The organism is uncultured Pseudacidovorax sp. (assembly GCF_913773995.1).
In the GTDB taxonomy this organism is placed as follows: Bacteria; Pseudomonadota; Gammaproteobacteria; order Burkholderiales; family Burkholderiaceae_C; genus Xenophilus.
Genome location: NZ_CAJYES010000042.1, coordinates 22,045 through 45,874 on the forward strand (window position 1 = coordinate 22,045; position 23,830 = coordinate 45,874).

General features: G+C 70.6%; 24 protein-coding genes. 7 read left to right on the top strand and 17 right to left on the bottom strand.

Features of this window, described 5'->3' with window-relative positions:
- Positions 1–37: 37 nt before the first annotated feature.
- The 5 genes from QZ772_RS04055 to QZ772_RS04075 form a co-directional block, all read right to left on the bottom strand.
- On the bottom strand, positions 38–1,045 hold the full coding sequence (locus tag QZ772_RS04055) for a hypothetical protein (RefSeq protein WP_295523281.1): 1,008 nt from the start codon (positions 1,043–1,045) through the stop codon (positions 38–40).
- The gene (locus tag QZ772_RS04060) at positions 1,042–2,241 is read right to left on the bottom strand and encodes a hypothetical protein (RefSeq protein WP_295523283.1); all 1,200 of its coding nucleotides are present in this window, start codon (positions 2,239–2,241) and stop codon (positions 1,042–1,044) included. Before QZ772_RS04060 ends, QZ772_RS04055 begins: the two co-directional genes overlap by 4 nt.
- Before the next feature lie 68 nt (positions 2,242–2,309).
- Positions 2,310–2,771, bottom strand: coding sequence for a hypothetical protein (locus tag QZ772_RS04065; protein WP_295523285.1), 462 nt, complete (start codon positions 2,769–2,771; stop codon positions 2,310–2,312).
- The gene (locus QZ772_RS04070) at positions 2,768–5,926 is read right to left on the bottom strand and encodes a hypothetical protein (RefSeq protein WP_295523288.1); all 3,159 of its coding nucleotides are present in this window, start codon (positions 5,924–5,926) and stop codon (positions 2,768–2,770) included. Before QZ772_RS04070 ends, QZ772_RS04065 begins: the two co-directional genes overlap by 4 nt.
- A 75-nt stretch (positions 5,927–6,001) precedes the next feature.
- On the bottom strand, positions 6,002–6,370 hold the full coding sequence (locus QZ772_RS04075) for a hypothetical protein (RefSeq protein ID WP_017757875.1): 369 nt from the start codon (positions 6,368–6,370) through the stop codon (positions 6,002–6,004).
- Between the two features lie 517 nt (positions 6,371–6,887).
- On the opposite strand from QZ772_RS04075, the gene QZ772_RS04080 reads away from it, so the two are divergent.
- Positions 6,888–7,478, top strand: coding sequence for a hypothetical protein (locus tag QZ772_RS04080; RefSeq protein WP_295523289.1), 591 nt, complete (start codon positions 6,888–6,890; stop codon positions 7,476–7,478).
- Here the strand turns inward: QZ772_RS04080 and QZ772_RS04085 are convergent.
- The 6 genes from QZ772_RS04085 to QZ772_RS04110 all read right to left on the bottom strand — a co-directional run bounded on the left by QZ772_RS04085 (position 7,459) and on the right by QZ772_RS04110 (position 14,049).
- The gene (locus QZ772_RS04085) at positions 7,459–7,725 is read right to left on the bottom strand and encodes a cysteine-rich CWC family protein (RefSeq protein WP_295523291.1); all 267 of its coding nucleotides are present in this window, start codon (positions 7,723–7,725) and stop codon (positions 7,459–7,461) included. The two genes, QZ772_RS04080 and QZ772_RS04085, sit on opposite strands and share 20 nt — an antisense overlap.
- Entirely contained in the window at positions 7,718–8,737 is a 1,020-nt protein-coding gene (locus tag QZ772_RS04090; RefSeq protein WP_295523293.1) for a serine/threonine protein kinase, read from the bottom strand. Before QZ772_RS04090 ends, QZ772_RS04085 begins: the two co-directional genes overlap by 8 nt.
- A 144-nt stretch (positions 8,738–8,881) precedes the next feature.
- A complete protein-coding gene (locus QZ772_RS04095; protein ID WP_295523296.1) occupies positions 8,882–9,997 on the bottom strand; it encodes a DUF2855 family protein in 1,116 nt (371 codons plus the stop codon).
- Between the two features lie 130 nt (positions 9,998–10,127).
- On the bottom strand, positions 10,128–11,258 hold the full coding sequence (locus QZ772_RS04100) for a CoA transferase (protein ID WP_295523298.1): 1,131 nt from the start codon (positions 11,256–11,258) through the stop codon (positions 10,128–10,130).
- 16 nt (positions 11,259–11,274) lie between these two features.
- Positions 11,275–12,201 carry a tripartite tricarboxylate transporter substrate binding protein gene (locus QZ772_RS04105; protein WP_295523329.1) on the bottom strand — a complete coding sequence of 309 codons (927 nt, stop codon included), beginning with the start codon at positions 12,199–12,201 and terminating at the stop codon, positions 11,275–11,277.
- Positions 12,202–12,324: 123 nt separating this feature from the next.
- Entirely contained in the window at positions 12,325–14,049 is a 1,725-nt protein-coding gene (locus QZ772_RS04110; RefSeq protein WP_295523300.1) for an acyl-CoA dehydrogenase family protein, read from the bottom strand.
- A gap of 127 nt (positions 14,050–14,176) precedes the next feature.
- Between QZ772_RS04110 and QZ772_RS04115 the strand changes: the two genes are divergently transcribed.
- Entirely contained in the window at positions 14,177–15,064 is an 888-nt protein-coding gene (locus QZ772_RS04115; RefSeq protein WP_295523331.1) for a LysR family transcriptional regulator, read from the top strand.
- A gap of 24 nt (positions 15,065–15,088) precedes the next feature.
- Here the strand turns inward: QZ772_RS04115 and QZ772_RS04120 are convergent, their stop codons facing one another.
- From QZ772_RS04120 to QZ772_RS04135, 4 genes are all read right to left on the bottom strand, one after another.
- Positions 15,089–16,069, bottom strand: coding sequence for an alpha/beta hydrolase (locus tag QZ772_RS04120; RefSeq protein ID WP_295523302.1), 981 nt, complete (start codon positions 16,067–16,069; stop codon positions 15,089–15,091).
- A 254-nt stretch (positions 16,070–16,323) separates the two neighbouring features.
- Complete coding sequence (locus tag QZ772_RS04125) at positions 16,324–16,749, bottom strand: organic hydroperoxide resistance protein (RefSeq protein WP_294377960.1); 426 nt, start codon at positions 16,747–16,749, stop codon at positions 16,324–16,326.
- A 49-nt stretch (positions 16,750–16,798) separates the two neighbouring features.
- Positions 16,799–17,248 (bottom strand): MarR family transcriptional regulator, encoded by a 450-nt coding sequence (locus QZ772_RS04130; RefSeq protein WP_295523305.1) that lies wholly within the window; start codon positions 17,246–17,248, stop codon positions 16,799–16,801.
- Between the two features lie 94 nt (positions 17,249–17,342).
- Complete coding sequence (locus QZ772_RS04135) at positions 17,343–18,161, bottom strand: crotonase/enoyl-CoA hydratase family protein (protein ID WP_295523306.1); 819 nt, start codon at positions 18,159–18,161, stop codon at positions 17,343–17,345.
- 173 nt (positions 18,162–18,334) lie between these two features.
- On the opposite strand from QZ772_RS04135, the gene arfB reads away from it, so the two are divergent.
- Positions 18,335–18,739: an alternative ribosome rescue aminoacyl-tRNA hydrolase ArfB gene (arfB, locus tag QZ772_RS04140; RefSeq protein WP_295523308.1), complete on the top strand. Its 405-nt coding sequence runs from the start codon at positions 18,335–18,337 to the stop codon at positions 18,737–18,739.
- Between the two features lie 75 nt (positions 18,740–18,814).
- A complete protein-coding gene (locus tag QZ772_RS04145; RefSeq protein ID WP_295523310.1) occupies positions 18,815–19,057 on the top strand; it encodes a hypothetical protein in 243 nt (80 codons plus the stop codon).
- A gap of 109 nt (positions 19,058–19,166) precedes the next feature.
- Here QZ772_RS04145 and QZ772_RS04150 read toward each other — a convergent pair whose 3' ends face one another.
- Complete coding sequence (locus QZ772_RS04150) at positions 19,167–19,406, bottom strand: hypothetical protein (RefSeq protein ID WP_295523312.1); 240 nt, start codon at positions 19,404–19,406, stop codon at positions 19,167–19,169.
- A gap of 252 nt (positions 19,407–19,658) precedes the next feature.
- Positions 19,659–20,507: a 3-hydroxybutyryl-CoA dehydrogenase gene (locus QZ772_RS04155; protein WP_295523314.1), complete on the bottom strand. Its 849-nt coding sequence runs from the start codon at positions 20,505–20,507 to the stop codon at positions 19,659–19,661.
- Positions 20,508–20,710: 203 nt separating this feature from the next.
- Between QZ772_RS04155 and QZ772_RS04160 the strand changes: the two genes are divergently transcribed.
- The 3 genes from QZ772_RS04160 to QZ772_RS04170 all read left to right on the top strand — a co-directional run bounded on the left by QZ772_RS04160 (position 20,711) and on the right by QZ772_RS04170 (position 23,829).
- A complete protein-coding gene (locus QZ772_RS04160; protein ID WP_295523316.1) occupies positions 20,711–21,739 on the top strand; it encodes an OmpA family protein in 1,029 nt (342 codons plus the stop codon).
- Between the two features lie 358 nt (positions 21,740–22,097).
- Complete coding sequence (locus QZ772_RS04165; protein WP_295523318.1) at positions 22,098–22,904, top strand: AraC family transcriptional regulator; 807 nt, start codon at positions 22,098–22,100, stop codon at positions 22,902–22,904.
- Between the two features lie 49 nt (positions 22,905–22,953).
- Positions 22,954–23,829: a branched-chain amino acid ABC transporter permease gene (locus tag QZ772_RS04170; RefSeq protein WP_295523320.1), complete on the top strand. Its 876-nt coding sequence runs from the start codon at positions 22,954–22,956 to the stop codon at positions 23,827–23,829.
- Position 23,830: the final 1 nt, after the last annotated feature.

Sequence of the window (23,830 nt, forward strand, 5' to 3'; positions counted from 1 at the left end):
TCACGGGGAATGCAGAGGGGCGGCCGGAACCTGGCGCTCAGCGCGATGGCGACGACGGCGCGGGCGTCGCTTGCAGCGCCTCCTGTCCAGGAAAGCCGCCGAGCGGCGAACGTGCAGGGGCGGGCGCTGGCGCGGGCGACGGCGTCTGCGCGCTGGCCTCGGCGGCCCGCAGGGCGCCCAGGCCGGGCGGGCCGGAGAGCTTGGGGCCGGCCGGCCCCAGCGCGGCCGCAGGCGGCGGCGCTGCAATGCCCGGCACTGCGGGCGCGCCGGATGCAGTCGCACCGGGCGCCTGCCGCATCTGCGCCTCCAGCTCGCTGGCGAAGCGGTCGGCCAGCGCCGTCTCCTCCGCCGCCATCTCCTGGCCCAGGCTGTTGATGGTCTCGGCGGCGCCCTGGGCGTTCTGGCTGCCGGGCAGCGCGAGGCGTTGCGCCAGGCGGGCGTAACCCAGGGCCTTGATGTTGTCCTTGGGCACGCCCTGGCCGTTGCGGTACAGGTCCGACAGGCGCTGCATGGCCCGTGGATCGCCGCGTACCGCGCCCAGCAGGTACCAGCGGTAGGCCTGACCGATGTCGGAGATGCCGCTGCGGTTGCTCTGGTAGGCGTCGCCCAGCAGGGTGAGAAGGGCGGGGTTCTGGGTGCGCAGCGCGTCTTCCTTGAGCCGCGAGATCTCGCTGCCGTAGAGCGGGCCCTGGCAGCCGGGGTTGACCATGCCGCGCTCGATGGCCTGCTGGCACGACTCGACGAAACGCGCGCCCGCCTCGGCGGCGGCAGAAGGCGTCGTGTTGGCGCCTGCGGGCGTGACCGGCGTGGCCGCCGCCGAGCCGCTGACGACCGCGCCTGCGGCACCGCTGCTCACGGCTGCGCCACTGCTCACGTTGGCGCCCGGATTGCCGATCACGGTCTGCGCATGTGCACTTGCGATGCACAGCATGGTGGCCATTGCCACGCTCGCCAGCATCCGTGCCGCAAGCGCGGTCGGATGCTGCGCTGGCGCCGAGGCAGTCGCGCCGCGCATGCAGGCGGAAGAGGCCTGTGGCAGCCTCATGCGCCCGTCCTCGCCGGCGCGGCCGCCGCGGGCGGCACCGTGCCGGCCGCCGGCGTGACGGTGGCCGGCGAAGGCGCGGCCAGCTGGCCGTCCCACGGCATTGGCACGCCGAAGAACAGCGGCTCGAAGCCCTGCCAGCTCAGCACGTCCACCGTGTCGCCCAGCTGCGGATAGCGGCTGGAATACACGCGGCGCAGCGCCTCCTGCGTGGGCGCGTCCAGCTGCTGGTTGATGGCCACGTTCTCGCCGTACTTGCGCAGCGTCACCTGGATCAGGCCGATCTTGACCTGCGGCGTGAGCGCCTCGAAAGACTTGCGCATGTTGTCCACCACCACCGGGTCGGGCGTGCCGCCGGGAATGCAGCGCCAGTACGGCGTGTTGGTGGCCTTGCCCATCAGCTCCAGCACGCTCAGGTCCACCAGCGTGCGGATGGCCGAGTGCCGACCCTGCAGGTACTTGCCCTCCAGCTTGAAGCCGAAGGCGTCGCCGTAGAAGCCCAGGCTGGCGTTGTCCTCCGAGCTGAAGTTCAGCACCTTGATCACGTTCGACGCCTGCACGCGCGGCACCATCTGCTGGGTGCTGAAGCTCACCAGGTTCAGGTCCAGCGCCAGGGCCGAGAGGATGGCGGTGCGCTTGAAGTCGGCGCCGATGTTGGTCTCGCCCTTGCCCTTGCCGAAGTCCACGCTGGCCGAGTTGGAGCGGCCCGCGCCCGACAGCGCGCGGTCGAATTCGGTCAAGGCGCCGGTGATCAGGAAGTCCGGCATGGTCACGCCGAAGCGCGCGCCCAGCTGGGCCTGCGAGATCAGGTAGTCGGGGTGGTAGGGCACGTAGACGATGCGCGCGCCGATGCGGTTGACGGCGGTGCGGACCATCTCGGTGATGTCGCCCGGGATCTCCGAACCCACCAGCGGGTTGGAGAGGTTGGTCGCATCGAGGATGTTTCGCGTCTGCATGTAGACGACCGGGTCGCCGTCCTTGTAGACGTCGAGCATGGTGCCGAAGCGCGTGAGCGCGGCGGCGTACTGGCTCAGGTTGGCGGTGGGCAGGGACCGGGCGGCCTCGCGCTCGGCGAGTAGCTGGTCGGCGTCCTTGAGGGCGTTCTCCGTGGTGGCGCAGCCTGCGACGAGCGCAGCGGCGGCGGCGAGGGTGGCGAGGCGGGCGCTGATCCGGGCGCCGCGGGCGAGTGCGAAGGTCATGGTCGGCAAAGGAGCGTTGTTGTTATCGGTGCGCGGTGGTGCGGCCCGCGCGGGCCGGTGGTGCTGCGTCAGCGGCCGTTGTTGAGCACGGTGATGTTCTCCACCCCCTTGCCGTCGACGAACAGCGTCACGTTGCCGCTCACGTTGCCCTGGATCGTCGGGCTCGCGATGCGCAGTTGGCCGTCGGCCCCCTGCTGGACGTTGCTGTAGTCGGTGCGGATCACCAGGTTGGTCTGGTTGGCCGGCAGCTTGAGCGTGCCGTCGGGCTGCACCAGCGCCTGCTGGTCCACCACCTTGTTCTGCTCCAGGGCCCGGGCCACCCGGGCGCGGGCCGTGACGCCGGGCGTGACGCCATCGATCAGCTTCACGCCCGCGTCCTTGTTGTCCTTGTAGTTGCCCAGTTGCTCGCTGTAGTTGACGAGCTGGGCCTGCGCCCCGCCGGCCAGCAGCAGGGCGGTGGCTGCGGCCAGAAGCGGAAGGGTTGTGCGTGCGCGCATGATGAAGAAGGTCTCCAGAGTGGGTTGAATCACATGTTGAGCACCGTCACCGCCGGGCCCACCGTCACGCTGCGGTTGACCACGCCGGTGGAGGGCAGGGTGATCGTCTTGCCGACGCTGGCCGCCCAGGGGGCGCCGCCGGTCACGCCGGCCGCGCCAGCCAGCGCGCCGTAGTTGCGCACGCTGGCGGTGGTGGTGCCCATGCCGGCGCGGGCGTTGTTGCCCACGATGGTCACGCTGCCGGTGATGCTGCCGCGGTTGATGACCGAGTTGGCCGTGCCGCCCATGCCGGCCGAGCCCTGGTTGCCGGCGATGGTCACCTTGCCGGCCATGGTGCCGGTGTTGACCAGCGAGTTGACCGTGCCGCCGTTGGAGGCCGTGCCGCGGTTGCCGACGATGGCCACCGCGCCGCTCAGGTTGCCGCGGTTGACCACGCTGTTGACCACGCCGCCGCCACTGGCCGTGCCCTGGTTTCCGAGGATGGTGATGTTGGCCGCCAGGTTGCCGGTGTTGCGCACGCTGTTGGCCAGGCTGCCGTTGCCGCGCGCGGTGCCCGTGTTGCCGGCGATGTGCACATTGCCCGTCGCACGGCCGCTGTTGACGAAGGAATTGACGGTGCCGCCGTCCTGCACGCTGCCCTGGTTGCCCAGGATGGTGATCTGTCCGCCGGCCAGCGTGCCGTTGTTGTCCACGCTGTTGGCCGTGCCCTTGCGCGCCACCTGGCCCTGGTTGCCGCTGAGCGTCACGCGGCTGCCGGCCATGCTGCCGCGGTTGCGCACCGTGTTGGCGATGGCGTCCCCGCCATCGGCCTGCACGGTGGCGCGGTTGCCGTCGATGCCGATCTGCGCACCACTGATGCGGCCTTCGTTGACCAGGCTGTTGGCCGCCGCCACATGGCCGCCCTGGGCCTGCACGCCCTGCGCCTGGTTGCCGCGCAGGCTGACGCTGCTGCCTTCCAGTGTCGAGCTCTCGTCCAGCAGCACGCTGTTGGCCGCCGCGAGGGCCTGGTCGCCACGCACCTGGCCGGCCATGTTGTCGGCCAGGGCCAGGCTGCTGCCGCGCAGCCGGCCCAGCACCTGCACCGCGTTGGCATAGGCCTGGCCCACGCCGCCGCTGACGGCCTTGCCGAAGAGCGTGCCTTGCTCGCCAGTGCTGCGCACGTCGCTGGCCTGGTTGCCGGTCAGTGTGACCGGGCTGGCCTGCACATCGCCCTGGCCGTTGACGGCCAGCGCGTTGGCATTCACCCGGCCGCCATCGGCCTGCAGCTGGCGCGCCGTGTTGCCGCGCACCGTGAGCGGCGACGAGGTCAGCCGCGCGCCGCCTTCGCCTTCCAGGTACAGGCCGTTGGCCACCAGGATGCCGTTCTTCGCCGAGCCGGCGCCCATCGCCTGGCGCGAGCCGCCGCCCGCCGTCACGTCGCTGGCCTGGTTGTCCGCCAGCGTCACCGGGCTGCCCGAGAGCTGGGAGTCCCGGTACACGCCCAGGGCGTTGACCAGCGCCGTGCCGCCCGGCGCCCTCACGTTGGACGCGCGGTTGCCCGTCACCTGCAGGGTGGAGCCGCCGTCGGCGCGCGCGTTCTGGTGCAGCACCACGGCATTGACGGCCGCGCGTGCGTTCTGGTCGGTCGAGGCCAGCCCGCCCGCAACGCCGCCCGAGGCGGCGCCGGTGGCGATCTGGCGGGCACTGTTGTCCTGCACCGTGGTGCGGGCCGACAGGCGCGATGCGCCGCCCTCGCCCTTTTCCACGCTCACGGCATTGGCCACCAGCTTGCCGCCGCGCGACGAGAGGCCCGAGGCCTGGTTGCCGAGGATATCGACCCGGCCCGCGTCCACTTCGGAGCCCAGCACGGCCAGGCTGTTGACCAGCGCCATGGCGTTCTGCTCGCCCGAGGCGATCAGCCCGCCGGCCGCGCTGCCCTGGAAGCCGGTGGTGGCCACGCTGTCGGCCTTGTTGTCCTGGATGACCACGCTGGTCGAGCGCGTCGTGGCCTTGCGCAGCCACACGCTGTTGGCCACGGCCGCGCCGCCGTTGGCGCGCACGCCGTCGGCCACGTTGCCGCTCACCGTGTGCCGGGTGCTGCCCTCGGCGCTGCCGCCCTGCACCGAGATGCTGTTGGCCAGCGCCACCGCGGCCATCTGCACATCGGCCAGCGCGCCCCCCAGCACCGAGCCACTGCCGCCGTCGGCATCGACGCGGCTCGCTCGGTTGTTGGCAATCTGCGCGCTGTACTGGCGCAGTGCCGCGCCCTGGTAGTCGGCCAGGTTCAGGCTGTTGGCCAGGGCGCTGCCGCCGGTGGCCGTGATCGATTCGGCCTGGTTGCCCTGCTGCAGCAGCCGCGCGCCTTCGAGGCGGCTGTTGGCCGCCGTGAGCGCATTGGCCGCGGCCACGCCGCTGAGCTGCGCCGAGGCGATCACGCCCCAGCCCACGCTGGCGCTGCCGCCACCGGCGCGCACGTCGCGGGCCCGGTTGTCCGTCTGGGTGATCTGCAGGTCGTCCACCGGCGTGCGAGCCAGCGTGCTGCCGTTGGCGATGGCCGCGCCGCCGAGCGAGGCCACGCCTTCGGCGCGGTTGCCCGTCATGTCTGCGCGCAGGCGGCGCAGGTCGCTTTCGTCGGCCAGCAGGCCGTTGGCGGTGGCGCGCCCGGGCAATTGCAGCGAGCCCGCACCGAGCGCCACCGACGCCTTGGCGCCGTGGGCCTCGATGCGGCTCGCCTGGTTGTTCTGGATCTGGATGCGGCTGTCGGCCAGCGGCCGACGCCCCTGGCCGCCGGACAGCAGGACGCTGTTGGCCGAGGCCGCGCCGCCGATGGCGCGCACGAAGCCGCTGACCTGGTTCTGCAGAACCGACACCTGCGTGTTGCGCGTCTCGAGCGCGGACAGGCCGATCATGTTGGCCTGCGAGGTGGCGATGAGCTCGGCCGAGCCGGCGATGCCGGCGCCCGCGGTGGCCTTGCCGCCGCCGGCCATCACCTCGCCGCTGGCGCGGTTTCCCGTGTTGCGGGCGCTGCTGCCGCCCTGCAGCGTGGAACCGGGGCGCTCGGTGATCCAGCCGAGGCCGTGCAGCACGCTCTCCTGCGCCTGCACGCCGGTCGTCGCCAGGCCGGCCAGGCCGCCGCACACGAGGGCGAGGGCATGGACGAGGGCGGTGTTCTTCTTTCTCGGGGCCTGGGGCACGGGCACGGTCTCCATCCGGTGTCCGGGACGGCGGGGTGGTCAGCCCTCCCGCCCGGCGGCCGTCCCGGCACACCAAGCGAGGGCGTCCACTCAGTTGATGTTGACGGAGTTGACGTTGGCGGTGCCGCCGATGGCCTTGATGGTGTCGGCCTCGTTGCCGCTGACGGTGATCTCGCTGTTGCGCACCTTGGAGCCGGTGATGTTCACGGAGTTGACGTTGGCCATGCCGGTCATGCTGACGTTGGCGCCGACCTTCATCACGCCGGCCTCGCCGCCGCCGGCCAGCACGTCGCGCGCCTTGTTGCCGCTGACGGTGATGCGGCTGTTGGTGATCTCGGAACCGGTCGATCCGCTGGCCTTGCCCACGCCCGGGATGGTGACGGCGCCGCTTTGCGCAAAGGCGGGGGCGCACAGACCGGCCATGAGGGCGACGGCACCGGCTGCAACGAATTTCTTCATGGAAAGGACTCCTGTTGGATGCGATGAGAGATGGGTTGAAGCGCGGTCCGCTCGGGACCACGGACCGCAATCTATCGGCGTCCCGGATGTCGCTTTGACATAGATGTAAGTCGCTGTGTTGCTCACATTTTTTTGCGTTTGCTTCCAAATCCCGCGCTGGAGTGTGAAGAATTTCGTGGTCGTGACCGGGTAGGCCAGGACGCAACGGACGCGTCGTCCTCAGCTCCCTCCCAGCCCAGTTGTGCACCAAAGTGGTCAGTTTTTGGGGTCGACGACGGGGCGGCGAGCCTTAACGGAAGCTGAAGGGTGTTGTCAAACCCGAAGGGGTGCCGCGGATACGAATTCGAGGTCAGGCGGCACACAGTTTGGAAACAGGCGTTCACAAACCCGGCGTGGCCGTAACCGCCCGTCGGCCTTCTCTGGCGCGCGCCCGGCGATCCGGCCCGCACACTGCGGCCGTGTTCCATTGACTTTCAGACCAATGCTTTTGAGAACAACGAGGCCCCGGCGCCTGCCGATGGCGCTGGCCGCCGTGTTGGCCGGCGCAGTGCTGCTCCAAGGATGCGAGCGCAATGCGGCCGGCGGCGACATCCGCTACCCCGGCGACGCCGCCATCGCCCAGGCCCTGCGCCAGAACTTCGGCGAGGACCCGGACAACGCCAAGGCCCGCGAACTGATCCAGACCCTGGGCGGGGCAGAGGGCCAGCTCGACTACCAGGTGCGCCGGGTGATCTGGCGCCAGGGCAGCTTCGAGGTGCATTACGACGCGAGCCTGCGCATGGCCCAGGGTGGCGAGCAGAGCCTGCAGCGTCTGTACGCCACCATGATCCCCAAGGAGGAAGCCGCCAAACTGCCCGACCAGAGCCTCAAGGCCCAGGAGGACTGGCTCAACGCCCAGGCCGACGCGCTGGCGCGCAGCGATGCCGCGCGGGGCCAGGCGCTCAAGGCCAGCCTGGAGAACCTGGGCCGCTGCTACCGCCAGGCCAAGGCGGGCGACACCGTGCCGCTGATGGAGGGCCTGCATGCGTTGCTGTCGCCCGCGCGCGAAGGCCTGTATGCGGAGCGCCTGCAGGCGCCCGGCGTGCAGCTCAAGTGCCTGCCGCTTTGACCGTCGACGCTGGCGCGAGGCAGGCCTGAGCCACGCAGTTCCTGCAGATGCAGGCCAGGCCCTGCGCCTCGGCCGGCACCTGGGCCCGCAGCGCAGCCGGAATGGCCACCGTCATGCACCAGCAGTCGGTGCACGGCTCGCCGTGGCAACGGGCCGCCTCGGCACCGCAGGCATTGGGCTGGCCGCACACGGGGCAGCGGCTGGGATCGATGGCGGCACTTTTGTGAGCGGGCGAAGGCTCAGGCATACAGCGGCTCCTCGGCCATGGCCTCGCACTGGTCCTGCAGCATCTGGATCTGGCCCTTCCAGTAGTCGCTGCTGCCGAACCAGGGGAAGTTGATCGGAAAGATCGGATCCTGCCAACGGCGCGCCAGCCAGGCGCTGTAGTGCAGCAGGCGCAGCGTGCGCAGCGGCTCGATCAGCGCCAGTTCGCGGCGGTCGAACTCGCGCATCTGCTCGTAGCCGTCGAGCAGCCCGGACAGCTGCGCGGTGCGCTGCGCGCGGTCGCCGGAGAGCAGCATCCATAGGTCCTGCACGGCCAGGCCGGTGCGGGCGTCGTCCAGGTCCACGAAATGCGGGCCGCCGCCGGGGCGGTCGGTGGGGGTCCAGAGGATGTTGCCGGGATGGCAGTCGCCGTGCACGCGCAGCCAGCGCAGTTCGCCGGCGGGCTTGGCCGTGTCGAGGGCCGTGGCGCCGATCATCGCCAGCGCCTCGTTGCAGGCGGCTTCCCATTCCTTCTGCACGTCCAGTGGCACCATGTCGTGCGCCAGCAGCCAGTCGCGCGAGGCGGTGCCGAAGCTGGCCAAGTCCAGCGCGGGCCGCTCGGCAAAGGGCTTTTTGCGGCCCACGGCGTGGATGCGCGCCAGGAAGCGGCCCACCCATTCCAGCACCTCGAAGTCGTCCAGCTCGGGCGCGCGTCCGCCGCGCGAGGGGCTGACGGCGAAGGCGAAGCCGCCATGGTGGTGCAGCGTGCGGCCTTCCAGCGCCAGCGGCGCGACGACGGGGATGTCGTCGGCCGCGAGTTCGGTGGCGAAGTCGTGCTCCTCCTGGATCTGTGCATCGCTCCAGCGGCCGGGCCGGTAGAACTTGACGACCACGTTCGAGCGGTCTTCCAGGCCCACCTGGTAGACCCGGTTCTCGTAGGAGTTGAGCGTCAGCAGCCGGCCGTCGCCATACAGGCCGACGCTGGCCAGCGCATCGAGCACTGCGTCCGGCGTGAGGGATTCGTAGGGATGGGCCGCGGCCGAGGTGTCAGACATCGGGGCATTGTCGGCGCCGTGGAAGCGGCTGCATCAGCCTTGTGCCGGCCGAGCCGCGAAGCAGGCAGCGTCGACGCGCCGCCAAGGCCCTTGCGGCGCGAACTCCGAGTATTGCCGGCTGTGGCCCGCGGCCTTCGGTGATGCTCAGGGCGCGAGCGACACCACATGTGCCGCGCGCGGATCGCCGCGGCCGTGCATCACCGTGGGCCACAGCGCTTGCAACGCCGCGCCGCCGCGGTGCTGCTCGACCTGCAGCCAGGGCGCATCGGCCTGCGTGGCGCGGGCGGTGAAGGCCCGCCAGCCCTGCGCCAGCTTCTGGCCGAAGGCCTCGGCGCCCCACTTGCAGGTGCGCTTCCTGATCTGCGTCGGCGCGAAGAAGAAGGTGGCGCGGGGCCCGGGCAGCGTCTTGGCACTGCCCTCGGGCGCGCGCTGGTCCACATGCGTGTTGCCGATCACCATGCTGTAGCGCAGCTGCCCGAAACGTTCGTGGATGGCGCGGCGCAACTCGCCGTTGCCGGCAAAGTCCACGTAGACGCAGGGCGCGTCGGCGGCGACGCGGTCCAGCTCGCCATAAGCCAGCACCTCGTCATAGCAACCCAGGCCCTCGCAGAAGGCGCGGTTGCCGTCGGAGGTGAGGCCGACCACGCGCACGTCGGGCCGCTGCGCCAGCTGGAAGGCGGTGCCGTAGGCGGTCTTGCTCGACGCGCTGGAGAGCAGCACCGTGGCCTGCCCGCCCTCGGCCGCGCCGAAGAAGGCGTTGTCGCCCAGGAAGTCGTCGATCAGCCACGAGGTGATGAACAGCGGCCGCAGCAGGGCCTGGATGTCCTCCGTGTCGGCGGTGTAGAGCGGATCGCTGGTGCAGCGGAAGTACTGGTTGTAGACCGCCGGCAGCTCGGTCCGGTGCGCCGCCATGTCGGTGAAGCGCTCCGGCGACAGCCGTCCGGGCGTCAGCACCACCTTGGACGAGGTGGGAAAGAAGCCGTATACCCGCTCGCCCACCGCCACGCCGGGATGCGTGGACTGCAGCACCCGCGCGAAGCCCCAGACCGGCACGAAGCGCCAGGCCTCGTCGCCGGTCGGAAAGAAGCGCCAGTAGCCCATCCCGTCGCCGAAGGCGGCATAGGTGACGTTGTTGGCCGTCAGCGCGAAGCGGTCGATGCCCAGGCGCACCTGGCCAGGTTCGAGCGGAGCGTCCTCGCGCTCGCGCAAGTGCGTCTGGCCGAGGTCGGTGGGATGGACGAGGAAGTCGGTGGTGGGCATGGGGCAGGTCTGCGGCGGGGGACTGCGCACCTTAGCGGCTGCGCGGCCGGCCCGCGACGGGACAAGCCTGGACGCCGTCGCCTGGGTGACGCAGCGGAGGGCGCGCGCCGCCCGTGTCCGCGCGAAGGAGTCAGTCCCGCGGTGCGAAGCGGTCGCCCGGTGTCAGCGGCACATGCCGGTAGCTCGCCGGGGTGCGGTCCAGCTTGATGGGCGAGCCCAGCCCGCGCCAGCCGCCTTCCATCTCCACCACCATGCCGCGGTGCGCCGTGTGCGGATGCCGAAGCGCGGCTTCCACATCCAGCACCGGGGCGGCGGGCACGCCGGCGGCCATCAGGTCCTCGACCAACGCACGGCCGTCCAGCGCGGCCATCTGCGCCTCCAGCGCCGCCTTGAGCGCATCGCGGTTCGCCGAGCGGGCGCCAGCGGTGACGTAGTCGGCATGGGCGGCAAGGTCGGGCACGCCGATCACGCGACAGCAGGCTGCGAACTGCCGGTCGTTGCCCACGGCCACGAACACCGGGTCGGTGCCCGTGCGCAGCGCGTCGTAGGGGTAGATGTTGGGATGCGCATTGCCGGTGCGCTTCGGCGCGCGCCCGTCCATGAACCAGTTGGCCGCATGCGGGTGCAGCAGTGCCAGGCCGCTGTCGTACAGCGCCGCCTCCACCAGCTGGCCGCGGCCGCTGCGCTGGCGCTCCTGCAAGGCCATCAGCACGCCCAGCGCGGCATTCATGCCGGTCACCATGTCCACCACCGGCAGGCCCACGCGCAGCGGGCCGCCGTCGGCCTCGCCGTTGATGCTCATGATGCCGGTCATGGCCTGGACCGCGGCGTCGTAGCCGGGCAACGCGCCCAGGGGGCCGTCGCTGCCGAAGCCGGTGACGCGGCACCACACCAGGCGCGGAAAGCGCCGCGACAGGTCGGCCTGGCCGATGCCCCAGCGCTCCATGGTGCCGGTCTTGAAGTTCTCGATCAGCACGTCGGCCTCTGCGACCAGGGCCAGCAGCCGCTCGCGGTCCTCGGCCGTGGTCAGGTCCAGGTGCTGGATGCGCTTGTTGCGGTTGAGGCCGTGGTAGTACGAGGCCACGCCGTCGCGAAACGGCGGGCCCCAGGTGCGGGTGTCGTCGCCGCCGGGCGGCTCGACCTTGAGCACGTCGGCGCCATGGTCGCCCAGGATCTGGCCGCAGTAGGGTCCGCCCAGAATGCGCGACAGGTCGAGCACGCGGATGCCGGCCAGCGCGCCGGCTTGGGAAGGCAGATGCATAGGAGCGCGCGATGCCTCAGTCGAGTTGCGCGCCGGACTGCGCGACCACGCCCTTCCACTTGGCCGTCTCCGCGGCGATGAAGCGGGCCAGTTGCTGCGGCGAGGTGTCGGGCGCGGGCTCCAGGCCCTGCGCGTCGAAGGACTGCTTGACCTTGGGCGAGGCCAGCACCTCCGCGAGCTGCCGGTTGAGCAGTGCGATGCGATCGGCAGGCGTGCCGGCTGGCGCCACGATGCCGAAGAACACGCTGACGTCGTAGCCCTTGTAGCCCTGCTCGGCGATGGTCGGCACCTCGGGCAGCGCCCGCGAGCGGCTGGCGGTGGCCACACCCAGTGCGCGCAGCTTGCCGGCCTTGATGTAGGGCAGGGCCGTGAGGATGTCGGTGAAGGTCATGCTCACCTGCCCACCCAGCAGGTCGTTGAGGGCCGGACCGGTGCCCTTGTAGGGCACATGCAGGATCTCGGTGCCTGCCATGCTGTTGAACAGCACGCCCGCCAGGTGCGAGGAGGCGCCGTTGCCCGACGAGGCATAGCTCAGCTTGTTGGGGTTGGCCTTGGCATAGGCGACCAGCTCCTTCACATCCTTGGCGGGCAGTGCGGGGTTGACCACCAGGATGTTGGGCAGGTGTCCCACCTGGATGACGGGCGCGAAGCTCCTGGTGGGGTCGTAGCCGATCTTCCGGTACAGGCTCACGTTGATGGCCAGCGGGCCCGAGGTGCCGAACATCAGCGTGTGACCGTCGGCCTCGGCCCGCGCCACGTATTCGGCGCCGATGTTGCCGCCGGCGCCGGCGCGGTTCTCGACCACCATGGGCTGGCCCAGGCGGGTGCTCATCTCGGCAGCCAGCGTGCGGGCCATGGCGTCGGTCGGGCCGCCGGGCGGGAACGGCACCACCAACATCACGGGCTTGGACGGGAAGGGCGCTTGTGCGAAGGCCGCGGGCATGAGCGCGGCGGCGCTGGCGGCCAGGGCAAACTGGCGGCGGCGAAGAAGGGCTTGATGGGGCATGCGTGTCTCCGTTTTGTTGTCGGTCATCAGGATCGGGAAAGAGGTTCGGTGCAGCCCGCGTCAGGCGGGCGTCTGCAAGGCGGGCACAGGCGCCGCGGCCGGCATCGCCTGCCAGCCCGCGGGCAGCGCATCGGGTGCCAGCGGGTCGCGCGGCAGCACGCGGTGCAGCAGCGCCAGCTGCGCCCAGCGCAGCCGGTCTGCCGAGCCGGTGCGCACCGCTTCCCAGGCCATGGCGGTGGCGCTGGTGCAGTGGTAGAGGGCCGAGGCCGCCTGCCGTGCCAGCACGTCGCCGCCGTCCTGGGTGGCGGTCTCGGCGAGCGCGCAGGCGCGGTCCATGGACTCGCGCAGAGACTGCGCGAAGGCCGGCGCGAGCGAGGCGCCGGCCTCGGACAGCAATGCCTCGACATGTGCGCGCAGCACCGGCAGCGAGCCTTCGCGGCGGATGGCGCGCAGCACGTCCAGCGCCACGATGTTGCTGGTGCCTTCCCAGATCGAGCCCAGGTGCGCGTCACGCACAAGCCGCGGATCGCTCCATTCCTCGATGTAGCCGCAGCCGCCGCGCACCTCCATGGCGTCGCCGGTCACCTTGCGGGCGTCGCGGCAGGCGCGGAACTTGATGAGCGGCGTGAGGATGCGCAGCAACCCGTAGGCCTGCGCATCGCCGCCGTCCGAGCGCTCGAGCGTGCGCGCGGTCTGGAACACCATCGTGCGGGCCTGCTCGGCCGGCACACGCAGCTTGTCGAGCTGGCGCTGCATCAGCGGCATCTGCGCCAGCGTGCGGCCGAAGGCGCGGCGCTCGCGGGCGATGAACTCGGCCTCGGCCACCGCGCGGTGCATCAGGCCGGCGGCGCGCACGCCGTTGGACAGGCGCGAGTTGTTGACCATGTCGGCCATCTGCACGAAGCCGCGGCCGGCCTCGCCCACCAGGTGCGCGATGGCGCCGTCGAGCCGGATCTCGCCGCTGGCCATGGACCGCGTGCCCAGCTTGTTCTTGAGCCGCACGATGCGGTAATGGTTGAGCGTCCCGTCGGGCAGCCGGCGCGGCAGCAGGAAGAGCGAGACGCCCTTCATGCCGGCCGGCGCGCCGCCCGCGCGGGCCAGCACCATGGCGAAGTCGGCGTCGGGGTTGGAGCAGAACCACTTGTCGCCCGACAAGCGCCATTGGCCGGCCTCGTCCTGCCAGGCGCGCGTTTCGGTGGCGGCGATGTCGGAACCGGCGGCCTGTTCGGTCATGAACATGGCGCCCTGGGCCAGTTCGTCGAAGTCCAGCGAGGTGAGCCGCGGCAGGAAGCGCGCCACCAACTCGGGGCTGCCGAACTTGCGCAGCGTGCGGGTGAGCGAGTCGGTCATCGAGACCGGGCAGCACAGCCCGAACTCCGCCTGAACGAAGAGAAAGGTCAGCGCGTACTTGACCGCGGGCGGCATCCTGCCGCGCCAGCCCAGCGTCTCCTCGCGGTGCGACATGGCGCCCAGGCCGAACTCGGCCAGGGCCAGGCGCTCCATTTCCACATAGGCCGGGTGCTTGACGATGCGCTGTTCGTCCTGGCCGGTGCGGGTGCGCAGGCTCAGCGTCGGTGGGTTCTGGTCGGCCGTGGCGGCCAGCGTGTCCAGCGGGCCGCCGGCCAGGGCGCCCAACCGGTGCAGGTGCGGCTGCAGATGCGCGAGCAAGGGTGCTGGCAGGTACAGCGCCAGCAGGCGCTGCAGCTCGTCATCGGTGGTGTAGAGGTTCTGGCCGTGGCGGTCGGGAATGGCGGCGGCGGCCGCGGGCGGGCGGGTGTCGGGCATGGCGCGTGTCTCCTGGTTCGGTGGCCGACGCCACACGGACGGTGGGCGGGCCTTGCGCGCATTGTTGGAAGCCGATCCATGCAGGTCTAATATCGTTTGACACATGTTCCATTCGAAGGAGCTATCGATGGACCTGCGGCAGTTGCGCTACTTCGCCGTGCTGGCCGAGGAACTGCACTTCGGCCGCGCTGCGCAGCGGCTGGCCATCTCGCAGCCCCCGCTGTCGGTGGCCATCCGCCAGCTGGAGGCCCGCCTCGGCGCGCGCCTCTTCGAGCGCACCAGCAAGGCCGTGCGTCTCACGCCGGCCGGCTTGGCGCTGCAGGCCTCGGCCGCCCGGCTGCTGGCCCAGGCCGCCGAGGCGGCGCAGGAAGTGCGCGACGTGGCCGAGGGCTCGGCGGGCCGGCTGCGGGTGGGCTTCGTCGGCGCCATGCTCTACCGCGGCCTGCCGCAGGCGCTGCGGCGCTTCCAGGCGGCACATCCGCGGGTGCGGCTCAGCCTGACCGAACTCAACTCGGCCGAGCAGACGGCGCGCCTGCAGCACGACCAGCTGGACCTGGGCTTCATCCACACCAGCCGCATCCCGGACGAGCTGGCGCAGCGGCTCCTGGTGCGCGAGCCTTTCGTCTGCTGTCTGCCCAGCGGCCATGCGCTGGCGAGCCGGCGCGAGGTGGCGCTGTCGGCCCTGCGCGACCAGACGCTGGTGCTCTTCTCGCGCGAGGCGTCACCCGACTACCACAGCCGCATCCTCGACCTGTGCGTGGCGGCCGGCTTCGTCCCCCAAGTGCGGCACGAGGTGCGCCACTGGCTGGCCGTGCTGGCGCTGGTGGCCGAAGGCCTGGGCGTGGGGCTGGTGCCGGCCGCCATGCAGCGCGCCGGGCTGCGTGGCGTGGTCTTCCGCCCGCTGGCCGATGCCTCGGGCCAGTCCGAGGCCCACGCCATCTGGCGCCGCGGCCCGCCGCATGTGCATGCGCAGCGGCTGCTGGCGCTGATGGAGGAGGACGAGGTGCCGGGCTGAAGCGCTGCCGGACCGCCGAGCCGATCAGCGCGGCGCGGGTGTGGCCAGCTTCTGGCGGAAGAAGGCCACGACCGCTGCGTTGAAGCGCTGGTGGAAGGCAGTGCGGTCGAAGCCGGGGCCGTCCTTGCAGATCTCGGGCGCCATGCGCGTGAACGCGGCCGAGCACGGCGCCAGGAAGGCGAAGTGCGCCGCGCCCTCGGCCACCTGCCACTCGGGCGGCGTCGGCAGGCCATCGCGCACGGCGGCCACGCTCTCTGGCGTGACGCCGTCGCCGCCGAACTCCGAGGCCCACAGCTGCACCGGCACGCGCACGTTCTTCAGCCCGGGCGCGGCGAACATGCTCAGCGGATCGACCACCACTGCGGCACGGATGCGGACGTCCGGCACGGGCGGCGGCGGCACCTCGCCGCGGGCCGCCTCCTGGCACAGTGGCACGGTCGATCCGGCGGGACACAGGTCGCGCCGCAACGTCCAGTCCGGCTGGGCGCCGACCAGCGCAAGGGCGGTGTAGCCGCCACGCGAGAAGCCGAAGATGCCGATGCGCTGCGGGTCCAGCGCCGCATGGCCGGGCCAGCGCCCGAGCATGTGGTCGACGAGCCGCCGCATGTCCACGGGCCGCGTGGCAAAGGTGGACAGCCGTGCCTGCCGGCTCAGGTCACGGAAGTTGTCGCCCGGGTGAGCGATGGCGGCCACGACGAAGCCCGCATCGGCCAGCGCGGCCGCCGTGTCGTGGTGGCCCATGGCCGAGCCGCCCGTGCCGTGCGACATCACGACCATCGGCAGCCGATTGCCGGCCACCGGGCAGTCGCGCACGCCTTTCACCACGAGCGGCTCGAGCACGATGTCCGTCGCGGGCGTGGCGCATGGCGTCCAGACGGCGCCTTGCAACGCAGGGCCGTCGGCGGCGGCAGGTATGGCGATGAACGCCAGGCCTGCGGCGTGCGCGCCGGGGCCGAGCAGGGCGGCGAGCAGTGCAAGCAGGGCAGCGGCGCGGAAGGGCTTCATCGGTCGTGGTCGGGAAGATGGGAACGAGCCGGCTCCTGCATCGGTCGGCGCAGGGCAGCGGGCGGGCGAGTGGCAGCCGTCGGGGCACATCGCCAGCGCTTGCGGCGGCCCCGCTCGGATGCAAGTGTGCTGCCGGTTCCGTGCCGCTGTTTAGCCGGGTTTGCGCGAATGCCGACGTCGCCGACGCAGGGGCAAAAAGCAAAAAAAAACGCCACCCGAAGGTGGCGTCTTTCATCGCGAGGCGAGTGCGTCGATCAGGCGATCGACAGCTCGACCTCGACGTTGCCACGGGTGGCGTTGGAGTAGGGGCACACCTCGTGGGCGGCATCGACCAGCTTCTTCTTCTGCTCAGCGTCCAGGCCCGGCAGGGTGATGGCCAGCTTGGCGGCGATGCCGTAGGCGGCGCCGCCCTTGATCGGGCCCAGGGAGACGCTGGCGTCGATGCTCACGTCATCGGGCACCTTCACGCCGACCTTGGGGCCGACGGCCTTCATGGCGCCGATGAAGCAGGCGGAGTAGCCGGCGGCGAACAGCTGCTCGGGGTTGGTGCCGGGCTTGCCGGAGCCGGGGGAGCTCAGCGTCACGTCCAGGGCGCCGTCGCTGGTCTTGCTGGCGCCGTCGCGGCCGCCCGTGGTGTGGGCTTGGGCGGTGTAGAGCACTTTTTCGAGCTTGTGGGTCATGGTCTTTCTCCTGGGTTGGTTGGGAAAACGAAAGGGAGGCAAGGAACGATCAGGCAGCGGACACGCGGTCGCGCAGCGCCTGCAATTGCCGGGTGAGCTGCGACAGCTCCTCCAGCGAACACTGGCTGGCGGCCAGCAGGCACTGCGGCACCTGCACGGCCCGGGCCCGCAGCGCCCGGCCCTCGGCCGTCAGGCGGACCAGCACGCGCCGCTCGTCGGCCACGTCGCGCATGCGGGTGAGATACCCGGTCGCTTCGAGGCGCTTGAGCAGAGGGGTGAGCGTGCCGGAGTCCAGTGACAGCCGGGTGCCGAGGTCCGACACGGTGACCCCATCACCCTCCCACAATGCCAGCATCACCAGGTACTGCGGGTAGGTCAACGCCAACTCGTCGAGCAGCGGCTTGTAGAGCCGGGTCATCGACAGCGACGCCGAATACAGCGCGAAGCACAGCTGGTTGTCCAGGCTGAGCAGTTCGGCGGTGGTGGGCGTCTTGGGCATGGACCAGATTGTGCGCGCAATTTAATTGCGTGCAAAACAATTGCATGCAAGACCATGCCGCTGACAGGGCCGTCTCCCTGTCCGTGGCGCGCCCTCAGCGTCCCGTGAATCGCGCCGGCCGGCGCTCGACGAAGGCGCGCACACCCTCGGCCGCGTCCTCGGTGGTCTGCAGCCGTTGCTGCACCGGGCCGAAGTCGGCCACCGCCGCGGCCTGGCCCATTTCGATGGCCTTGAGCACGTTCAAGCGCGTGGCGACCACCGCCTGCGGCGCCTGCGCGGCGATGCGGCGGGCGATGCCGACGGCGGCGTCCAGCACCTCGGCCGCCGGCACCACCTTCTGCACGAAGTTGCAGCGGTAGGCCTCGGCGGCATCGAACTCGTCGGCGGTGAGCAGATGCAGCAGCGCATTGCCCACGCCAGCGCGCTCGGGCATGCGCAGCGTGGCGCCGCCGGTGGGCAGGATGCAGCGCTGCACTTCCATCTGCGAGAAGCGGCAGTCGTCGGCCGCCACCGTGATGTCGGCGCCCAGCATCAGCTCGATGCCCACCGTGTAGCAGATGCCCTTGACGGCCGCGACCATGGGCTTGGTGCGGCGGCGGTAGCCGGGCAGGCCGAAGTCGTGCGGCTCGACCAGGCCCATGGGCGCGAGCTTCTCGCCCCGGCGCAGATGCTCCACCACCTGCGGCAGGTCGAGCCCGGCGGTGAAGTGGTCGCCGAAGGCATGCAGCACGCCCACGCGCAGTTCGGGCTCGTCGTCGAGCCGGGTGTAGGCCTCGGCCAGTTCGCGGAACATGCGCGGCGTCCAGCCGTTGCGCTTGGCCGGACGGTTGATGCCGATGAGCAGGATGTGCGTGTCGACGACTTCGCAGCTGATGCAGCCTTCGGGCGGTGGGGCGGGGGTCTGGATGTCCATGGTGGGCGCGTTTCGAGGGGTGGGTCTGTCTCCAGCCGCGAAACATAGGGCATCTGCGCGCGCATCGGGGTCGCGTAGACGACGGTCCTCGCACCGACGCGGACCGCTCCGATCCGCGGATGCCCAGAGCCCGCGCGTTCCGCCATGCGCATCCCCTAGACTGCCCGTCTGCCATGCCTTTCACCATCGACCCCCGCGACATCGAGTTCACGGCCGTCCGCGCGCAGGGGCCGGGCGGGCAGAACGTCAACAAGGTGTCCAGTGCGGTCCATCTGCGTTTCGACATCCACCGCGCTTCCCTGCCCGAGGCGGTCAAGGAGCGGCTGCTCCAACGTCAGGACCAGCGCATCACCAAGGACGGGGTGATCGTCATCAAGGCGCAGTCCTCCCGCAGCCGGGACCAGAACAAGGCCGAGGCCCTGAGCCGGCTGGAGGAGATCGTCGCCGCTGCTGCCGTCGAGCGCCGGTCGCGAAGGGCGACCGCGCCGACCTTCGGTTCGAAGCAGCGCCGGCTCGCGTCCAAGGCCTTGCGGTCGGCCCTCAAGTCGGGCCGCGGCAAGGTGTCGCTTCAGGGTTGATCCCGGCAGCGGCGCAGCGCTCGGGATCAGCGCCTGCGGCGCTAGAGTGGGCGGGCTGCATCACGGGAGCCCATCATGGCCCATCGCTTCAACGTGTTCGGACGACTCATCGCCGTCGAGCGCAACGGCACGCGCTGGATGTGCTTCGTCCTGGGCGACGACGGCAAGCGGCGGCCGGCGGAGCTGGCCATTCCGGCCGAGGTACCGCGGGAGGAACTGGCCCAGTACCTTCACGATGTGTTCCATGAGTCGGCCACACCGACCAACGGAGGCGTGTTCGAGATCGCGGCAGCGCCGCAGCGGCATGGGCCGCCGTGAACGGGCAGGTTGGGCCAGCGCCGTCCTTTCAGTGCGCGCGGCCCGTTCTTTCGTCGTCCGCGGCCTTCTGGCCTGCGCATGCCTCGCGCAGCGCCGTCAGGCCCGGTGGCTAGCCACCCCATTTCATCCAGGCCGGATCGGTGCCGCCGGCGCGCAGGGTGAACTGGTTCCAGTGGCCGCCCAAGATGGCGTACATCACCACCCCACAGAGCAGCCCCGTACCGAACAGTGCGGCACAGGCAAGCACGGTCATGACCGGCGTCCCGGGCCAGAGGGATCGGCCGGCCGCCACCGCGAGCGCCGACAACGCGAGGGCAGCGAGGAAGGACTTGAGGATCAGCTTGACCACGGTGCGTCTCCATACGGCGGATGGCCCGCCGCGCGGCGACGCCTGCCGGGGCATCCGTGGCCGGCCAGCGGTTCCGCCGCCGGCTTCGCAGCCAGCACTGAGGCGGCGGCGCAGGCCATGGACCGGGCCAGGATGGTCGGGCGGATCGGTAGGGCGGGCATCGGAGGTTCCTTAGGAAAAGGGGGATGTCGCGCAGCAGTGGGCCGCCGGGCCGCCGCCGCGCTTGCAGGCCGGCCGGCGGCGCTGTGCGCGTCAGTAGCTATACACCCCGCGCCCCGTCTTGCGCCCCAACTGGCCGGCCGCCACCATCTCCCTCAGCAGCGGGCAGGGCCGGTACTTGGAATCGCCGAACTCCTCCAGGTAGACCTCCATCACCGCCAGGCACACGTCCAGGCCGATCATGTCGGCCAGGGCCAGGGGGCCGATGGGGTGGTTGCAGCCGAGCTTCATGCCGGCGTCGATGTCCTCGGGCGTGGCCAGGCCCTCGGCCAGCACGAAGAAGGCCTCGTTGATCATCGGCACCAGGATGCGGTTGACCACGAAGCCGGGCGCGTTCTTCACGGTGATGGGCTGCTTGCCCAGCTTGAGGGCCAGCGCCTTGACGGCGTCGTGGGTGGCGTCGCTGGTCAGGTAGCCGCGGATCAGTTCCACCAGGGCCATCATCGGCACCGGGTTGAAGAAGTGCATGCCGATGAAGCGGTCGGCGCGCGAGGTGTCGGCCGCCAGTTGCGTGATCGAGATGGACGAGGTGTTGGACGCGATGATCACCTCGGGCGCCAGCAGCGCATCGACCTGCTTGAGGATCTTGCGCTTGAGCTCGTGGTTCTCGGTGGCGGCCTCGATCACCAGCTGCGCGGCCTTGAGGTCGTCGTAATTGGTCGAGCCCTGGATCAGCGCGAGCGCGTCGGCCTTCTGCGCCTCGGTCAGCTTCTCCTTCTTGATCAGCCGATCCAGGCTGCCGGCGACGGTGGCCAGGCCCTTGTCCACGGCCGCCTGGTTGATGTCCACCATCACCACCTTGACGCCCGACACGGCGCAGGCCTGCGCGATGCCGTTGCCCATGGTGCCGGCACCGATGATGCCCACGGTCTGGATGTCCATTGATTCGCTCCTCGAGAGTAGATAAGACGAAAGGAAGAAAGGGGAAAGCCTCAGCGGTCGATGCTAACGGCCCGTGCGCCGCCAGCCTGTCGCGCAGCCGTGCATGCGGGCAGGCCCCAAGCCGGGCTGCATAGGCCGAACGACAGGAAGGCGCGTCGCCCGCGTTTCGGAAGAATCCAGCCAACCCGTCCGCGGAGCCGACCATGCGCACCCTTTGCTTCTTCGCCCCCCTGTTCCGGTCGATCCTGCCGACCGTGGCCGGATTCTTATTGCTCGGTGCATCCGCGGCGGCGCAGGACCTGCCCGGCGCCAAGGACAACCCGCTGCTCAAGCGCTTCGCCGGCTCGACCATCGTGGGCTATGACTTCAAGCGCTTCGACGAATACGTGGTGCCGACAGGCACCTTCAAGGGCTATGACACGACCTCGCGCAAGCGCAGCTGGGCGAGCAGTGTTTCGGTGGAGGGCGCGGTGACGCGGCTCTGGTACGAGTCCGCGGGAGACACCTCGACGGCCGAGTTGATCCGCAACTACCAGAACGAGGTGCAGGCCGCCGGCGGCAGCACGCTGTACGACTCGGGCCGCGATGCCGATTTCAAGAGCCGCAGTTGCTTCCTCTGCACTTACAGCTGGAACGAGATCAAGACCAGTCGGAGCACCTACACCTTCTCGACTGCCGACGTTGCCACGGCGCGGCTGGCCAGCTTCAGGATTCCGCGGCCGCAAGGCGACCTCTACGTGGTGGTCGAGGCGGTGCAGTGGGCGGCCCCCAGCAAGGACTACAAGGCCGTCAAGGGTGCCTATGCCGCCGTGGATGTGATCGAGGTCGGTGCCATGAAGCAGAACATGGTCACCGTTAGTGCAGGCGACATGTCCAAGGCCATTGCCGCCACGGGCCGGGTGGCGCTCTACGGCATCCTGTTCGACACCGCCAAGGCCGACATCAAGCCCGAGTCCAAGGCGGCGCTGGACGAGATCGCCAAGCTGCTCAAGGCCGAGCCGGCGCTCAAGCTGCGGGTGGTGGGCCACACGGACAACCAGGGCACGCTGGAAAGCAACATCGCGCTGTCCAAGCGACGCGCGGAGGCGGTCAATGCGGCGCTGGTCGGGCAGTACGCGATCGCCGCCAATCGGTTGGCCGCCTACGGCGTTGCCGATCTGGCGCCGGTAGCCAGCAACGCGGCCGAAGACGGCCGGGCCAAGAACCGGCGCGTGGAGCTGGTACCGCAGTAGAAGCGGCCATCCGTCGCTCCCCAGCGGCGGGGCGTCGATGCGATGGGCTCCGGGTCAGTCCCGATGCCCGGCGGCCGGCGGGCAGCCAGTTGCCGCAAGCGCGGCACGCGGGCTGCTGCCTACCCTCGTGGAAACCGACCGGGCCTTCAGAGCCCTGGCCCCCGACCCGCCGGAGACACCGTTCATGCGCCCTAGGGTAAGTCCCTCGACCCGTCCGCTTCCAAGTGCCCAGGTGCGCCACTACGATGGCGCGCGCTTTCCGTCGAGCCGGCTGCCGGATGCAGCCAGGCTGGGCACCGTTCCCGACCATGGCTGCGGCCTCTCGGGGCCATACCTTCTGCAAGGAGGAGACACGAGGATGCACACGAGCAGGGCGAGCCGCGCCGCAAGCGAGCGCGTGATGTGGCTGACGGCGCAGCGCGTCTTTTACGCGGGGCTGCTGGGCGCGACGCGCTCGCGCAGCCTGGGTGGCCATGCGGTGTACGTGTCCCCGCGCGGCCTGCCCAATCGCGTGAGCATCGATGGCGGCGCCTGGCAATCGGGCGAGCTGCTCGTGGTGCCGCCGCATGTGCCCCATCGCGTCGAAAGCCCCGAGCCGCAGGTCTTCAACGTCGTGGTCGAGGCCGAGTCGGTCGATGCCGATGCCCTGCCCCCGCTGCTGCAGCGCAGTGGGGCGGTGCACGACGAGGCCATGGTCCGCCGCGTGCGGGTGGTCCATGCGCAGCTGCTGGCCGCCTGCCACGGCCAAGCCGCGGCGCCCGTCGACTTCGACCAGCTCTTCTTCGGCGAGGCGCTGGTGCCGCGGCGGCTGGACGCGCGCATCGCCCAGGTGATCGCGCGCATCTGCGCCAATCCGGCCGAATCGCTGGCCGCGGAGGCCTGCGCGGAGTCGGTGGGGCTGTCCTTCTCGCGCTTCCTGCACCTGTTCCGCGATCAGGTGGGCGTGCCCTTCCGGGTGTTCCGCGCCTGGAAGCGGGCGCGCAGCCTGCTGCGCTATGTGCACCAGGGCAGCAGCCTCACCGACATCGCGCTGGAGGCCGGCTATCCCGATTCCACCCACTTCAGCCATTCGATCCGGCAGGTCTACGGCCTCACGCCCAGCGACATCGTCGCGGGCTCGCGCCGCCTGGCCGTGATGGACGCGCACGGGCCCGCGGCGGCCTGAGCGCGCCCTGCATCCGCCTCATCGCGACGTACGCCGCGCGCACACGCACATGCAGGTGCTGCAACTCCTGCTCTCGGGCATCGCCCAGGGCTGCATCTACGGGCTGATCGCCCTGGGCTTCGTGCTCATCTACAAGGCCACCGAGACCGTCAGCTTCGCCCAGGGCGACCTGATGATGCTGGGCGCCTTCGCGGCATTTGCGGCCATGACGCTGCTGGGCCTGCCCTTCTGGCTGGCGGCGGTGCTGGCGGTGGCGGCGCTGGTGGCCTTCGGCGCGCTGCTGGAGCTGGTGGTGATCCGGCCCATCCTGGGCCAGCCGCAGTTCTCCATCGTCATGCTGACCATCGGCATCGGCTACGTGGCGCGCGGGCTGATCACCATGGTGCCCGGCATCGGCACCGAGACCCACACGCTGCCCGTGCCCTACAAGGACCAGGTCTGGAACCTGGGCGGCCTGGTGATCAACGTGGAGCAGGCGGTGGTGATCGCGGCCACGGCCGTGCTCTGTGGGCTGCTGTTTGCCATGTTCCGCTACAGCAAGCTGGGCATCGCGATGCAGGCCAGTTCGCAGAACCAGCTGGCGGCCTACTACATGGGCATTCCGGTCAAGCGGCTCAACGGGCTGGTGTGGGGTCTGGCAGCGGCGGTGGCCACGGTGGCGGGCATCCTGCTCGCGCCCATCACCTTCGTGCATGCCAACATGGGCTTCATCGGGCTCAAGGCCTTTCCTGCCGCGGTGGTGGGCGGCTTCGGCAGCCTGCCAGGGGCCATCGTCGGCGGGCTGGTGATCGGCGTGGTGGAGTCGCTGGCCGGCTTCTACCTGCCCGACGGCTTCAAGGACACGGCACCGTACATCGTGGTGCTGGCCATGCTGATGGTGAAGCCCAACGGTCTGTTCGGCGAGAAGCTGCGGAAAAAGGTCTGAG

What these genes read in the sequence shown, in the direction of transcription:
- QZ772_RS04105 (WP_295523329.1), bottom strand. Translation starts at nt 12,201, where the DNA reads ATGCCCGCGGCCTTCGCACAAGCGCCCTTCCCGTCCAAGCCCGTGATG.
- QZ772_RS04135 (WP_295523306.1), bottom strand. Translation starts at nt 18,161, where the DNA reads ATGGACATCCAGACCCCCGCCCCACCGCCCGAAGGCTGCATCAGCTGC.
- QZ772_RS04100 (WP_295523298.1), bottom strand. Translation starts at nt 11,258, where the DNA reads ATGCATCTGCCTTCCCAAGCCGGCGCGCTGGCCGGCATCCGCGTGCTC.
- QZ772_RS04115 (WP_295523331.1), top strand. Translation starts at nt 14,177, where the DNA reads ATGGACCTGCGGCAGTTGCGCTACTTCGCCGTGCTGGCCGAGGAACTG.
- QZ772_RS04145 (WP_295523310.1), top strand. Translation starts at nt 18,815, where the DNA reads ATGGCCCATCGCTTCAACGTGTTCGGACGACTCATCGCCGTCGAGCGC.
- QZ772_RS04095 (WP_295523296.1), bottom strand. Translation starts at nt 9,997, where the DNA reads ATGCCCACCACCGACTTCCTCGTCCATCCCACCGACCTCGGCCAGACG.
- QZ772_RS04120 (WP_295523302.1), bottom strand. Translation starts at nt 16,069, where the DNA reads ATGAAGCCCTTCCGCGCCGCTGCCCTGCTTGCACTGCTCGCCGCCCTG.
- QZ772_RS04130 (WP_295523305.1), bottom strand. Translation starts at nt 17,248, where the DNA reads ATGCCCAAGACGCCCACCACCGCCGAACTGCTCAGCCTGGACAACCAG.
- QZ772_RS04165 (WP_295523318.1), top strand. Translation starts at nt 22,098, where the DNA reads ATGCACACGAGCAGGGCGAGCCGCGCCGCAAGCGAGCGCGTGATGTGG.
- QZ772_RS04110 (WP_295523300.1), bottom strand. Translation starts at nt 14,049, where the DNA reads ATGCCCGACACCCGCCCGCCCGCGGCCGCCGCCGCCATTCCCGACCGC.
- QZ772_RS04125 (WP_294377960.1), bottom strand. Translation starts at nt 16,749, where the DNA reads ATGACCCACAAGCTCGAAAAAGTGCTCTACACCGCCCAAGCCCACACC.
- QZ772_RS04160 (WP_295523316.1), top strand. Translation starts at nt 20,711, where the DNA reads ATGCGCACCCTTTGCTTCTTCGCCCCCCTGTTCCGGTCGATCCTGCCG.
- arfB (WP_295523308.1), top strand. Translation starts at nt 18,335, where the DNA reads ATGCCTTTCACCATCGACCCCCGCGACATCGAGTTCACGGCCGTCCGC.
- QZ772_RS04090 (WP_295523293.1), bottom strand. Translation starts at nt 8,737, where the DNA reads ATGTCTGACACCTCGGCCGCGGCCCATCCCTACGAATCCCTCACGCCG.
- QZ772_RS04155 (WP_295523314.1), bottom strand. Translation starts at nt 20,507, where the DNA reads ATGGACATCCAGACCGTGGGCATCATCGGTGCCGGCACCATGGGCAAC.
- QZ772_RS04055 (WP_295523281.1), bottom strand. Translation starts at nt 1,045, where the DNA reads ATGAGGCTGCCACAGGCCTCTTCCGCCTGCATGCGCGGCGCGACTGCC.
- QZ772_RS04080 (WP_295523289.1), top strand. Translation starts at nt 6,888, where the DNA reads ATGGCGCTGGCCGCCGTGTTGGCCGGCGCAGTGCTGCTCCAAGGATGC.
- QZ772_RS04170 (WP_295523320.1), top strand. Translation starts at nt 22,954, where the DNA reads ATGCAGGTGCTGCAACTCCTGCTCTCGGGCATCGCCCAGGGCTGCATC.
- QZ772_RS04085 (WP_295523291.1), bottom strand. Translation starts at nt 7,725, where the DNA reads ATGCCTGAGCCTTCGCCCGCTCACAAAAGTGCCGCCATCGATCCCAGC.
- QZ772_RS04075 (WP_017757875.1), bottom strand. Translation starts at nt 6,370, where the DNA reads ATGAAGAAATTCGTTGCAGCCGGTGCCGTCGCCCTCATGGCCGGTCTG.
- QZ772_RS04060 (WP_295523283.1), bottom strand. Translation starts at nt 2,241, where the DNA reads ATGACCTTCGCACTCGCCCGCGGCGCCCGGATCAGCGCCCGCCTCGCC.
- QZ772_RS04070 (WP_295523288.1), bottom strand. Translation starts at nt 5,926, where the DNA reads ATGGAGACCGTGCCCGTGCCCCAGGCCCCGAGAAAGAAGAACACCGCC.